At 70.2% G+C, this 12,557-nt stretch carries 14 protein-coding genes; 2 read left to right on the forward strand and 12 right to left on the reverse strand.

The window, feature by feature from the left end; translation table 11 throughout:
- Window positions 1–219: 219 nt before the first annotated feature.
- The 6 genes from IEY79_RS20085 to IEY79_RS20110 all read right to left on the reverse strand — a co-directional run bounded on the left by IEY79_RS20085 (window position 220) and on the right by IEY79_RS20110 (window position 4,584).
- Complete coding sequence (locus tag IEY79_RS20085) at window positions 220–384, reverse strand: hypothetical protein (RefSeq protein ID WP_189108907.1); 165 nt, start codon at window positions 382–384, stop codon at window positions 220–222.
- A 127-nt stretch (window positions 385–511) separates the two neighbouring features.
- A complete protein-coding gene (locus IEY79_RS20090) occupies window positions 512–1,435 on the reverse strand; it encodes an aminoglycoside phosphotransferase family protein (protein ID WP_229700984.1) in 924 nt (307 codons plus the stop codon).
- A gap of 181 nt (window positions 1,436–1,616) precedes the next feature.
- A complete protein-coding gene (locus IEY79_RS20095; protein ID WP_189108956.1) occupies window positions 1,617–1,832 on the reverse strand; it encodes a DUF397 domain-containing protein in 216 nt (71 codons plus the stop codon).
- Between the two features lie 109 nt (window positions 1,833–1,941).
- Entirely contained in the window at window positions 1,942–2,520 is a 579-nt protein-coding gene (locus IEY79_RS20100) for a Uma2 family endonuclease (protein ID WP_189108908.1), read from the reverse strand.
- A gap of 50 nt (window positions 2,521–2,570) precedes the next feature.
- On the reverse strand, window positions 2,571–3,632 hold the full coding sequence (locus tag IEY79_RS20105) for a hypothetical protein (RefSeq protein ID WP_189108909.1): 1,062 nt from the start codon (window positions 3,630–3,632) through the stop codon (window positions 2,571–2,573).
- Between the two features lie 379 nt (window positions 3,633–4,011).
- Window positions 4,012–4,584, reverse strand: a complete 573-nt coding sequence (locus IEY79_RS20110; protein WP_189108910.1) for an ArsR/SmtB family transcription factor — start codon at window positions 4,582–4,584, stop codon at window positions 4,012–4,014.
- Window positions 4,585–4,676: 92 nt separating this feature from the next.
- Here IEY79_RS20110 and IEY79_RS20115 point away from each other — a divergent pair, with 92 nt between their 5' ends.
- Window positions 4,677–5,417 (forward strand): hypothetical protein, encoded by a 741-nt coding sequence (locus tag IEY79_RS20115; protein WP_229700985.1) that lies wholly within the window; start codon window positions 4,677–4,679, stop codon window positions 5,415–5,417.
- A gap of 30 nt (window positions 5,418–5,447) precedes the next feature.
- On the opposite strand, the gene IEY79_RS20120 is transcribed toward IEY79_RS20115, so the two are convergent.
- The 3 genes from IEY79_RS20120 to IEY79_RS20130 form a co-directional block, all read right to left on the reverse strand.
- Complete coding sequence (locus tag IEY79_RS20120; protein WP_189108911.1) at window positions 5,448–6,113, reverse strand: DUF5063 domain-containing protein; 666 nt, start codon at window positions 6,111–6,113, stop codon at window positions 5,448–5,450.
- A complete protein-coding gene (gene recR, locus IEY79_RS20125; RefSeq protein WP_189108912.1) occupies window positions 6,106–6,705 on the reverse strand; it encodes a recombination mediator RecR in 600 nt (199 codons plus the stop codon). The genes IEY79_RS20120 and recR overlap by 8 nt, the downstream gene beginning before the upstream one ends.
- 106 nt (window positions 6,706–6,811) lie before the next feature.
- Window positions 6,812–7,147: a YbaB/EbfC family nucleoid-associated protein gene (locus IEY79_RS20130; protein ID WP_189108913.1), complete on the reverse strand. Its 336-nt coding sequence runs from the start codon at window positions 7,145–7,147 to the stop codon at window positions 6,812–6,814.
- Between the two features lie 294 nt (window positions 7,148–7,441).
- Between IEY79_RS20130 and IEY79_RS20135 the strand changes: the two genes are divergently transcribed.
- Window positions 7,442–8,278 (forward strand): SLATT domain-containing protein, encoded by an 837-nt coding sequence (locus IEY79_RS20135; RefSeq protein WP_189108914.1) that lies wholly within the window; start codon window positions 7,442–7,444, stop codon window positions 8,276–8,278.
- A 105-nt stretch (window positions 8,279–8,383) separates the two neighbouring features.
- On the opposite strand, the gene IEY79_RS20140 is transcribed toward IEY79_RS20135, so the two are convergent.
- The 3 genes from IEY79_RS20140 to IEY79_RS20150 form a co-directional block, all read right to left on the reverse strand.
- Window positions 8,384–9,034 (reverse strand): putative DNA-mimic protein, encoded by a 651-nt coding sequence (locus tag IEY79_RS20140; protein ID WP_189108958.1) that lies wholly within the window; start codon window positions 9,032–9,034, stop codon window positions 8,384–8,386.
- 182 nt (window positions 9,035–9,216) lie between these two features.
- A complete protein-coding gene (locus IEY79_RS20145) occupies window positions 9,217–11,799 on the reverse strand; it encodes a dolichyl-phosphate beta-glucosyltransferase (protein ID WP_189108915.1) in 2,583 nt (860 codons plus the stop codon).
- Window positions 11,800–11,810: 11 nt separating this feature from the next.
- Window positions 11,811–12,503, reverse strand: a complete 693-nt coding sequence (locus IEY79_RS20150) for a GntR family transcriptional regulator (protein ID WP_189108916.1) — start codon at window positions 12,501–12,503, stop codon at window positions 11,811–11,813.
- Between the last annotated feature and the right edge of the window lie 54 nt (window positions 12,504–12,557).

A 12,557-nucleotide genomic window follows, 5' to 3' on the forward strand; every position in this document is an offset into this window, starting at 1 on the left:
CGAGCAGCCGCATTCCACTTGGGATATATCGCATCGTGAGATACCCGGCTCACACCTTGATCACCCAGGAAGCGTTGCGGCTGTCCGGTGGACATCCATGCCCGGTATGAGGCGGCCCACGCCGAACGTGGGCCGGGTCACACGCCGATCACCCCCGGTTGGACCTGTTCCGGTTCCGCTTACACGCCTGCCCGGCTGTTCGGCCGCTCAGGCCCGGGTCTAACGGCCCTGGCCGGGATCGCTGTCCTGCCGCGTGACGTAAGCACTGCCCCGCTCGTCGGGCGACTGCACGGCGGCGGCGTTCGCGGGGAGACTGCCGGCCGCGGCGAGCCCACCGGCGGCGATGGCTCCGGCGACGACGCACTGGATGATCTTTCCGTACACGGGGGCCTCCGTAAGAACGCCGATGAACGCCGATGAGTGCCAACCAACGCCGACAGAGGCGTCATTAGGTCTATACGGAGGAACTGGTCGCCGGGTTCAACGGGAGTCAGGACGCGTACGCGGAGGGTTACCTCCAGGCGCCGGTCTCCGCCTCCGCTTCCGCCCACTCGTCCGAGATGGCCTCGTCGATCTGACGGCGGGTCTGCGCCGCCACGCGCGGGTCGGTCGCCGCGTAGTGCGTGTACGCGTTCAGCCCTGTTGCCAGCGCCCAGCCCCGCCCGCGCGCCCACGTCGCGTCGTCCACACCGAGCGCCGCGCGGAAGACGGGCCGGGTCGCGGCCGAAAGAGTGGTCCAGGCGACCATCAGGTCACAGGCGGGATCACCCACGCCGAGCCCGCCGAAGTCGATGACGGCGCTGACGTGCCCGTCGGCGGTCAGCAGATTGCCCGTGTGGAAGTCGCCGTGGTACCAGACGGGTGCCGCGTCCCACCCGGGAGCGGCCAGCGCGGCGTCCCACACGCGGGTCATGGCGTCGGCGGCGGCGGCGCCGGTGCGGGCCTTGATGGCGGTGCGGGTCGCGTCGTCGCGAGCGATGAGCGACCAGCGGCTCAGACCGTGGCCGTCGCCCACCGTAGGCACTTGCTGAAGTGCCTTGAGAAACCCCCCTAGTTGACGGGCCGCCCCCTCGGGATCGGCGAACCCGTCCGCCGTCGCGACGCTCCCGTCGAGCCACCGCGTGACGGACCAGTGATACGGATACCCGAGCCCCGGCACCCCGAGCCCGAGCGGTACGGGTATGGCCAGGGGCAGTTGGGGCGCGAACCACGGCAGCCACGCGTGCTCCTTCTCCGCCTGCCCGGCGGCCCAGTCGCCTCTCGGCAGCCGTACGGACATGTCGTCGCCGAGCAGAAAGATCACGTGATCGGACCCCCCGTCGGCCAGCCGCGTGACGGTCAGCCCGCCCCACCGCGGAAACTGCGCCGCCAACAGCCCCCGCACAAGGTCGACACCGATCTCCGGCACGGTGTCCTGATGCCCCGCGTTCGACACGTACCGCTCTCCTCCACCGCCCCGCGCCCACCCGACCGGCAGGCGACCGGGGGACAGTAGAGCACCGGCCCCACGGCGCGGTCGAACCCTTTCCGCCGCCGCCCGCGACGTACTCGTCGCGGCCGTCGCCCCGGAGTTCGCTCACTCCCCTGACCTCTCGACACATCGACCCACAAGGCCGCTAGCACTGGCCTGCCCCGTACGCGAGGAACGCCTCCCAGGCGGCGGCGGGGAGCGCCAGTTCGGGGCTGTCGGTGAGCTTGGAGTCCCGGACGTGGACGGCGGTGGGGCAGGCGGCGACCTCGACGCAGCTCGCGTCTTCGAAGTTGCTGTACGTGGACTTGCGCCACGCAAGGGCGACTTCGACGCAGCTCGCGTCTTCGCGGCCCTGCGGGATCGTCGGTCAACCGGCTCACGGACGGGCCTCGGCGAACGCGAGGCGCTCGTGATCGCGACCCCCGCCCGCTTCTCAACAGGAGGCGCGACGTCGGCATCGGGGCGCCCTGTCAGTCCGCGTAATCCTTGAGCTTCTCGGTCTCCAGCGTGATGCCGACCGGGTCGGGAAGCTCGACGACAGCACCGAAGGGCCTGATGGTGACAGAACGGTACTCGCCCTTCTCGGGCTCGGCATGCACAGTCAGAGAGGAGGCATCGCGGTCGACGAGGAGATAGACGGGGATACCGGCTGCCGCGTAGCCGTCGCGCTTTTCGATGCGGTCGCGTTGCTCGGTGTCCGCGTCACGTGAGGTGACCTCCACAGCCATCAGAACTCCCTCAGCCCCGGACCACTCTCCCTGCCCGACGAAGTAGTCGTCCGGCGCGAGCGCTCCATCCGGCCGGGCCCGGCCCTTGCGGTACATATCGACGCACAGCCCTTGCTCCGCGTACAACCACAACTCGGGGCGAAACTGCATGCAGCGCTTCTGAAGCCACTTGACGATCTCGCCGTGGTTTCCGTCCGGCACGGACTTGACCTGGACCTTTCCGTTGATGAATTCCAGCCGCACCATCTCTGGCGCGCGTCGGGCAAGCTCCTCGAACTCGTCGACGGACATCTGTGGCCGGTCTGTGGTCCTGGGGGTCATGGCGTCGCCTCCTCCCCTCCATGGTGCCCTGACCGGCATCTCGTGGACGCTCATTCGGCCGCCCGCAGCAGGTCCGCGCCGTCGGGCGAGTAGGCCTGGACGAGTTCGCCGTGGGTCGGGCGCGGGATGGGGCGGGTCTTGAAGCCGGCCGCCGCGCGCAGGGCGTCCGCACGACGGGCCACCTCCTGTTTGGCGGGGACGGCACGGAAGGTGTCCGGAATCGCGTCGATGACCAGGCCCCTCTCCTCGGCCACGTCGTACGCCTCCATCTCCTCGTTGCAGTCAAGGCACATGCCCTTGATCAGCGTGACGACGTTCTCGGGCTGCTCACAGCCCATGCACACCATCACGGCTCGGGTGATGTACTCGGGGGCCTGGTACGGCTCGGGCGGCATCTTGCTCTCCAGTCGTTTGCGGGCGATGGCACCGGGGCTGTGCAGCGGATGCGGAAGCCCGGTGGTCAGGGAACGGGTCAGGTGCTCCGGCGTCGCACCCCGCGCGAGCCACTGCGCGGCAAGCGATTCGAGCGCGGCGCATTCGGCGGCGGACAGGGTCATACGAGGGTCGGTACGCCCGAGCCGGGCCAGGGTGCGGTAGGCGGCGGACGGTGCGGCGGGGGCGGCCGGCTCGGGCTGCCGTACGGGCTCCTGCGCCGTCTCGGCCGTTTCCGCCGAGGTTGTGTCGCGCTGCCGTCGCTCCAGCTCCGTGAGGTCGATGCCGCGCAGGCTGTCCACGTACGCCTTCCACCAGTCGTCGTCCCTCGACGTCCGGGAGAAGTAGGTCCGCGTCACCCAGCGGAAGCTGTTGTCCGCCGTGCACAGGTGTTCCTTCACCAGCCGCAGATGTCCCTCGTGCGACAGGAACTTGAGCGCCTTGGCGCACGCCTGCTGCCCGTAGTCGGCGACGTTCGCCGCCAGGGGCTTGTAGCCGATCGCGGCGCCTTCGGGCAGCCGGTCGATGTACGCGGCGAGCGCCGCTTCCCTCGGGCGCAGATGTGCGAAATCGCTTGCGGTACGGGGCCGTTGACCGGGCGCGGAGCGCTTGCCGTAGCCCGGCTTGGCCGAGGGGTGTGCGGGGGCGCGCAGGGCGGCACTAAGCTCTGTGGAATCCACGATCGAGTCGCTTTCGATTCGTTGGTCAGGCCCCGGAGTTGGTGTTGGCGCACCGCCGGGGCCGCTTAATGCCATGAACGCTAAACCGTCAATACGCTCTGACGCAAGCTGACCACAGAAAGTCATCTCGACTGGTCAGCGGGGGAGTTGGAAGGGGGGTTGGTTCCCTCCCCTCCTCCCACTCAACTGAAAAGGGGCTCGAAGCCCGAGGCTCAAGCCCCGGGGCGACCTGCGGTGACGTCACACGTCGGCCGAGCGTGGCGCCGACCTTCGCGGCGGTGCGGGGCTGAGCCGTCCTCGACGACATACCGCTCCGCGTCTCGGAGTTGGCGATACAACGCCGTACGGCACCGGGTGCCGGTCGGCGGGGCGTTGCCGGTCAGTCGGCGGGGAGGCCGAACCAGCGGAGGAGTACGGGTCGTGCGTCGTCGGGGGCGTCCTCGGGGCCGCGGGCGTAGCGCGTGAGCAGGGCCAGATAGTCGTCGTGGAACGCGTCCAGCTCGGCCTTCGTGAGGTGGCTGAGGCTGCGTGAGCCCCGCATCCAGCCTTCGGACTCCGCCTGGCCGGCGGCGAACTGCCGGGCCAGCTCGACGTCCTCCTCCATCCTCATCCGCTCCAGCTCGGCCGACATGGCGCGCTCGGCCTCCGTCAGCTCACCCTGCGGCGGTCTGCGGATGTCGAGACCGCGTACTCCGCGCCACCAGCGCTCACGTCCGCTGGAGCGCTCGGGGATGTCCTCGATGAGGCCACTGCGCTCCAGCATGCGCAGGTGGTAACTGAGCGTTCCGGTGTTCTCGCCGAGGGCGGTTGCCAGGGTGGTCGAAGTGGCCGGGCCCGCCGTGCCGAGGTGCCGCAGGATGCGCAGGCGCAGGGGGTGCGAGAGGGCCTTGAGCACCTCGGGGCTCTCGACCGTGCGGCGCTCCGCGGCTTCCGCTCTCCGCTCATTCGTCATGTTGGCAGTCTATCCGGATCACAGCACTTTCTCTGCAGACCTTCCTCTGCAGAGGAATCTCTGCAATGCTGTGACGCATGACGCCGAACCGAATGACCTTGAATCGCGCGATCCGCCGCTTCGCAAGCGCCTCCGCCGGGGCTCTACTTGCCGGACTCGCCCTGGGGGCCGCCCCCGTCCATGGAGCTGAACGGGTCGCGGATCCGCTGCCCGAGTTCGACTTCTCCGCCTGCCCGGCCGCCGATGAACTGCCCGCGGGTGCGGACCCAGGGACCTGGCGCTGCGAGGTCATGCACGCAACGGGGCATCTGCGCATGGGCGCCGTCGACGAGCCGCTCACCAGGCCTATGAAGATCGCCTTCGCGGAAGGCCGTGTGGACGGTGAGTTCCGGCAGGTCTTCGGGGAGATGACCGCCGCGCCGATCCGGGTGGGACGCACCCCGTTGACCCTGACCCCGCGGTACGGCGGCTACTCGGACTTCCTGTCCGACGACACCAGGCGCGGCGAGTTCGACCTCAAATTCGCCATCGGCTCGGCGTACGGACGGCCGGCCCTGCCGTCGGGGGGCTGCTCGGTGGGCAGCGATGAGGACGCGGTCCACCTGGTGCTCAAGGACACCGATCCCACCCGGGTGATATCCGAGGATCCCCTGGTCGTCGCCTTCGGCGCCGAGGACACGGAGTTCGCCGCCCCGGGCACCAGGGGCTGCGGCCCCCTGAACCGCGTGCTCGACCGGGCCCTCGGTCTGCCGTCCGCGGCGGGAGCCAACGCGTTCGACATGGATGTCATCGTGGCCATCCGGCCCTACACGCAGGCCGGTTCGATCGGGTAACTGTCAATAGGTCCTGCTCGGCCGCACCCGCTACGCCGGGTCCGCGACCTTGCGTATGCCCAGCGTGCCCAGTTCCTCCGCCATCACCCTGCCCGCCTCTTCCGCCAGCGCGTCCTCGCCCAGGTCCTGGTCCGTGTCCAGGCCGTCGAGGGCCGGGAGCGGCTGGTCGAGACGGACGTGGGCGACCAGGGACTGGAGGGCGCGGAGCGCGGCCGAGGCCGTGGAGCCCCAGTTGGAGAAGTACGAGAACTGCCACCACCAGAGCGCCTCGGTCGTCCGGCCCGCGCGGTAGTGCGCCATGCCGTGCCGCAGGTCCGCGACGATGTCCGCAAGGTCGTCGGAGATCCGGCACGGGACCGGTGCCTTGCGGGGCTCGTACGGGTCGAAGACCTCCGAGTAGACGTCGATCGGCTCCAGCATCGCCGCGAAGCGCTCGCGCAGGTCGTCGACGTCCGGCTCCGGGCCCAGATCCGGCTCGTACCGCTCGTCGGGGAGGATGTCCTCGTGCGCGCCCAGCCGGCCCCCGGCCAGAAGCAACTGGGAGACCTCCAGAAGCAGGAAGGGCACGGCGCTGTCCGGCTCGTCGCCCTTCGCCACCTCGGTGACCGCGACGATGAAGCTCTCGACCTGGTCGGCGATCTGGACCGCGAAGTCGTCCGGGTCCTGCGTCGTGGAGTGCAGCGTTGCGTCAGACATCGAGCAGTCGTCTCCCCTCGAAGGCACGCCCCAGCGTGACCTCGTCGGCATATTCCAGGTCGCCCCCCACGGGCAGACCGCTGGCAAGGCGCGTGACCCGCAGGCCCATCGGTTTGATCATGCGGGCGAGGTACGTGGCCGTGGCCTCGCCCTCCAGGTTGGGATCGGTGGCCAGGATCAGTTCGGTGACCGTACCGTCGGCGAGACGGGCCAGCAGCTCGCGGACCCGCAGATCGTCGGGGCCCACACCCTCGATGGGGCTGATCGCGCCGCCGAGCACGTGGTACTTGCCGCGGAACTCACGGGTCCGTTCGATGGCCACGACGTCCTTGGGCTCCTCGACGACGCAGATGACCGTCAGGTCGCGGCGCGCGTCGCGGCAGATGCCGCACAGCTCCTCCTGCGCCACGTTCCCGCAGACCGCGCAGAAGCGGACCTTGTCCTTCACTTCGAGCAGGGTGTGCGCGAGGCGGCGGACGTCGGTCGGTTCGGCCTGGAGGATGTGGAAGGCGATCCGCTGCGCGCTCTTGGGACCGACGCCGGGCAGTCTGCCCAGTTCGTCGATGAGGTCCTGGACCACGCCTTCGTACACGGATTCCCTTTCCTGATGTTCCTGATGCTGCTCTGAGATGCCTGTCGAGATGCTTACGGAAGTCGTTGACTCCTACCGCTCGTACGGTAGTTGCTGAGGCGCCCCGCTAGAAGGGCAGCCCCGGCATCCCGCCGAGACCCTGTGCGAGCGGGCCGAGCTTCTCCTGCTGGAGCTGCTGCGCGTTCTCGTTCGCCGCCTGGACGGCGGCGATGACGAGATCGGCGAGCGTCTCCGTGTCTTCGGGATCGACCGCCTTGGGGTCGATGACAAGGCCGCGCAGCTCCCCGGAGCCGTTGACGGTGGCCTTCACGAGACCGCCGCCCGACTGACCGTCCACCTCGGTCGCGGCCAGTTCTTCCTGGGCCGCCGCGAGGTCCTGCTGCATCTTCTGGGCCTGCTGGAGGATCTCCTGCATATTGGGCTGGCCACCACCGGGAATCACGGTCACTCCTGGCAAATCGACGTCGGTTGATCGGCAGGTCGAGCCTACGTGGTCACCACGGTGGCCGCCCTACCCCACAGGAACGAACTCTTTCGGGTGAGAGTGCCCGCCTCCTCTACCTGATCACGGGGCCCATGCGGTGGAAGCGTCGGGATTCCGGGCGCATGGCCCACCATTCGGCGGTAGGAAGTGCGGTACGCATCAGCGGCCACGTCGTCTCCCCTTCCACTCATGTCCCACGTCCCACATCTCCATCTTCCACTCAGCCCAGCACCTACGCAGAGGAGTGCCCCGGTGAGCCAGCCCGACATGCAGCCCGGGGGGCCGGCCCGGGACGAGGGCGTGCCGCAGGGTGCGCCCGGACCGGCGCCGGGGCCGGGGCCCGTGCCGGGGCCGCTGCCGGGGCCGGGGCCGCTGCCGCTGCCGGGGCCGGGCGGCACTGTCGGGGACCCGCTCGCCGGTGCCTTCCCCGCCGGGGACTGGAGCGAGCCCGCGCAGCGGCTCGACGAGCTGTACCGGTGGACCGAGGCGAGCGCGCTGCGCACGGTCGCCCGCTACCGCGCGGAGCGGGTCGCCAAGCGCCGCTGCGCCCGCGCCCTGCGGGCCGTGACGGCGCTCGGCGTGGTCGTGGGCGCGGTGCTGCCGCTGCTGGACCTGACGGAGGTGCTGGGCGGAACGGCGACGGGGTGGGGGTATCTGTCGCTGCTGCTGGCCGCGGCCTGTCTGGGCTGTGACCGGTATTTCGGCGTGACGTCCGGCTGGATGCGGAACGTCGCGACCGCGCAGGCGGTGCAGCGGCGGTTGCAGGCGCTCCAGTACGACTGGGCGTCGGAGTGCGTACGGGAGGTGCTCGGCCCGACGGACGGCACGGCGAGCGAGGCGGCGGAGCGGTGCCTGGGGGTGCTGCGGAGGTTCTCCGAGGACGTCACGGAGCTGGTACGGGCGGAGACGGCGGACTGGATGGTGGAGTACCGGTCCGGGCCCGCGCCGCTGGTGACGCAGTCGGCGGCGGTGGCCGGCCTGGGGGCCACGGCCCGGACGGACGGCGGCGGGATCCCGCCGGGCCGCTTCCCGCTGCCGCCCGGTACTCGCCCGAACATGCCCCGGCAGCGGCCCCCGGACGTGCGGTAGCGCGTCGCGGGGTCCGCCCGGTGCGCGGTTGGTCCTCAAGCGCCGGACGGCTCCGTATGCAGCCCGTCCGGCGATTGAGGGCACGCCGTGCGGCCGGCGTGTTCGTCAGCTGAAAATGATCATCGAGCCTTGCCCCAGGCTCCGCGTCGCCGCCGCGTGCAGGCCCAGCCAGACGTGGCGTTCGCGGGCGAACGGGCTGTCGTCGTAGGGGATCGGGCCCGCCGGTTCCTCCAGGGATGTGGGGCCCTGCGGCGGGGCCGGTGCGGTCGGGGGGTTGGCCGGGTCGATGCCGATCGACGGGGCCACCAGTTCCAGCTCGCGCAGCAGCCCCTGCGTCGAGCCCAGCGGGCCGCCGCCCGCGAGGAGTTCCTCGTTGGAGAGCGGAGACGCGTAGTCCACGGGGACGTACGCGCCCGCGTGGTCGTAGTGCCAGACCAGATGCGACTGCTGGGCCGTCGCCTCGAACATCTCCAGCAACTGCTCGTAGTCACCGCCCAGTTCGCCCACGGGCGTCACCGCCAGGCCGCACATCTGGAGCAGATACGCGCGGCGCAGGAAGTGCAGCGCGTCGTAGTCGAATCCGGCGACCGGTGCGACATCTCCGGAGAGACCCGGCATGTAGGCGAAGACAGGAACGGATGGCAGCCCGGCGTCGCCGAGTGCCTTGTCGTAGACCGCGATCTCTTCGGCGAAGGGATTGTCGGGGCTGTAGCACAGCACATCGACGAGGGGGACCAACCACAGGTCACAGGCCAAGGGAGGCTCGCTCTCCAACGAGTTCGAACGGATTCCTTCGGATTCTTCGAATTCTTCAGGTTTCGTCTGTTCCATCACATTCGTACGAGTACGTACGACTACGTACGAACCAGCCGTCGGGCCAGCGTAATGCGGCGGACGCGATCAGCGAAGACGACCGGCACCACCGGCATCCGTCGTCCTCAACGCGCCTTTGGCATATCCCATACCCACGCGCCCCCCAATCGCTCCCCCGGCCGCCCCAGCAGTTCCGTCACGACCTCGTACAGCGCCTCGTCGTTGTCCTGCGGAGCGAGCACCACCACGCCGGCCTTCCAGAACGCCAGGTCGAGCTTGGCCTGCGCGCGCCAGCTCGGGCCGATCTCCGGGATGCGCGCGCCGTAGCGGATGTCGCGCAGCAGGTTGGAGGTGTAGCGCGGTGCCGCGCCGTAGATGCCCATCCGCTCCGGTCCCCAGGGCCCGTTGAAGTACCCGTCGGGTACGGAGAAGCCGAAGCCCGTCGCCGACTGCCAGTGCAGCGCCTCCGCCCCGACCGGACTCGGCAGGGGTACGGGCACGACGCTCTCGCCCTCGGTGACGTAGTCCCGGTACATGCCGTCCGTGATGAACCGGGGCACCTCCGCCCGCTCCCGTACCGGCTGCGGCGTCGGCATGATCGGCAGCAGCGCGACGGCGATCGCGGCCAGCCCCACCATCCGGTGCGTACGCGGTTCGAGGACCGCGATCCGCTCCGCGGCGAGCACGAGCAGAATGCCGAGCGCCGGGGCGCAGATCATCGCCACCCGCGACTCGATCACCGACTCGAAGAGCGGCTGATGCGCCAGCGCGCGCCACGGCCCCGGCAGCACCACGTCCGTGAACGGGATCCGGATCCTCTGCCCCATCGACAGCAGGGCGGCCACGAGCACCGTGCCCGTCAGTGCCTTCACCAGCGCCGAACGCCACAGCCACACCACGATGCCGAAGGCGAGCGCGGTCAACGGCCAGCCGTAGAAGGCGTTCTGCTCGGTGCGGTTCATGGCGAGCGTGTCGGCGCGCGTCTCGTCGCCGAGCAGCGCACGTCCCGAGAACTCCAGGAAGGCGAGCGGGCTGTTGCCGGCGTTGTCGCCGTGCAGAACGCTGTGGTAGCTCTGCGGGCCGAAGAACTGCCAGTACAGCGGGAGCGCCACCAGCGGCAGACACACCGCCAGCGCCACGCCGAGCCCGCGCAGCAGCGACGGCAGCGCGGCGCGCGCGACATCGGGACGTGCGAGCGCGTACGACAGGGCGAAGATCAGCATCCCCATCGCCGCGAGGAGCAACGGTTCTTCGCCGAGGAAGATCTGGTATGTCACGAAGAGCCCGAGCAGCACCCCGTCCCGTACGACGCGCCGGCCACGGTCGCGGGCCTCGCACAGCCGCAGCGCCCGGTCGATGATCACCGGGATCATGAAGAGCACGAGGAAGTTGGGGTGCGCGGTGCCGTGCGACATCATCGGCGGCGCGTACGCGGCGAGTCCCGCGCCGAGGGCCGCCGCCGGGCGTACGCGGGTGATACGTCGTACGAACAGCCAGTACCAGGCGACGGCCGTCGCCGTCAGACCGAGCGTGAGGACGAGCGCCCAGGTCACCGTCGGCCCGAAGAGGAGCGTGACAGGGGTCAGGGGGACGGACAGGCCGAGCATGACCGTGTTCGCCATCAGATTCACGCCGTCGGGAAAGCCCTGGTACGTGGTGAAGAGCGGATTGCGCAGATGCGTGACGTTGTCGGCGGTGACGGCGAAGAACCACTCCCACTGGTTCTGGTCCTGCATCGAGTCCGCGAGATACGCGCGGTCGAGGTCCGCCCACAGGCCCTTGTAGAGGAGCACGGACGAAAGGAGGAAGAAGCCGGCGACGGCGAGATCCACCGGGCGTACGCGGGTGCGCAGCCGTACGAGCTCCAGCAGTACGCGGCCGTAGTCCGCGGGACGGACCTTCGACCCCGACTGGTGGGACCAGCGCACCGGCACCTCGGCGACGGGCCAGCCGGCGCGGCGGAAGTGGCGCAGGATCTCGACGTCTATACCCCAGCCGTCGAGGCGGGACGCGGCGAAGGCGGCGCGCGCCTTGTCGCCGTCGAAGAGCTTGAAGCCGCACTGGGTGTCCCGGATGCCGCGTACGGCGACGAGCCGGATGAGGCGGTTGCCGAGCCGGCCGAGCCATTCGCGCAGCGGGCGCTGGTGCACGTCGATACGCGAGTCGGGGAGGGCGCGGGAGCCGATCACGGCGGCGGCGGAGACATACCTCTCGCCGTCGCCGTCGCCGTCGCCGTCCTCGTACACCAGGCCGTCCGCGTCGGACTCGCCCCCGCCCGCGCTCTCCCCCTCCGCGAGCAGCGCGTCCAGCCTGTCCAGTTCCTCTATCGGCGTCGCCAGATCCGCGTCCATGACCAGCACACGCCGCCCGTACGAGGCCAGCACGCCCAGCCGCAGCGCGTGCCCCTTGCCGCGGTTCTCGTCGCTCGTCAGCAGCTGGATGCGGGGCTCGTCCGCCGCCGCCTCGGCCGCGACCGCGGCGGTACGGTCCGTCGACCCGTCGTCGACGACGATCAGCTCCCAGTCGCCCCAGCGCTCGGGGTCCGCACGCAGATACGCGCGGATCGCGTCGAGGGTCGGGCGCAGCCGCTTCTCCTCGTTGTACGCGGGGACGACGACGCTCAGGTCCGCCGCGCCGACCGCGCCCGGTATGCCCGGCGCACCGGGCGCCGCACCTGGTCCCGGCCCCGGACCCCCGCTCCCGCTCATCGCGTACCCGCTCACCTCCGCGGACGTCCCAGCTCCGGATCGAGCCGGTCCGCCCACGCAAGCGAGTGCGCGTGACAGCTGTCGACGACCGCGCGCGCGGCGTCCGGGTCGCCGAGGGTGATCGCGTCGACCATCTGCTCGTACCCGCTCCACAGCCAGTCGCGGCAGGCGTCGTCCTCGCGCAGGAAGGGCACGGAGAACACCCATGCCTGGACCCGCATGCGGTGCAGGAAGTCGCAGATGTACTGATTCGCGACGAGCGTCGTCAGCTCTCGCCAGAAGCGCAGGTCGTAGCCGATGAGGATGTCCAGGTCGCCGCCCTTGGCCGCCCGCGCGGCCTCCTCCGCCCGGCGCCGTACCGACACCAGGGCCTCGGAGTTCACCCGCCCGAGACCGCTCCCCGCGATACGCCGGAAGATCCCGTCCGAGACCAGCGAGCGCGCCTCGACCATGGCGCGGAAGTCGTCGACCGTGAACTGGTGGACGTGGAAGCCCCGGTGCTGGTCGGAGTCGAGCAGCCCCTGCGCGCTCAGGTCGACCAGCGCCTCCCTGACGGGGGTCGCCGACACGCCGTACTGCTCGGCGATGTGCTTGACGGTGAACTCCTCGCCCGGGAGCAAACGCCCCGCCAAGACCTCGTCACGCAGTGCGTCCGCGATCTGTTGCCGCAGGGTGTTGCGGGTCACAGCTCCGCTGGCGGGCATTGGTGGTCGTCCCCTCATCCGGCTTCGCACACCTTAAGCCAGGGATCGTGAGGG

This window comes from Streptomyces camponoticapitis (assembly GCF_014646115.1).
GTDB lineage: Bacteria > Actinomycetota > Actinomycetes > Streptomycetales > Streptomycetaceae > Streptomyces > Streptomyces camponoticapitis.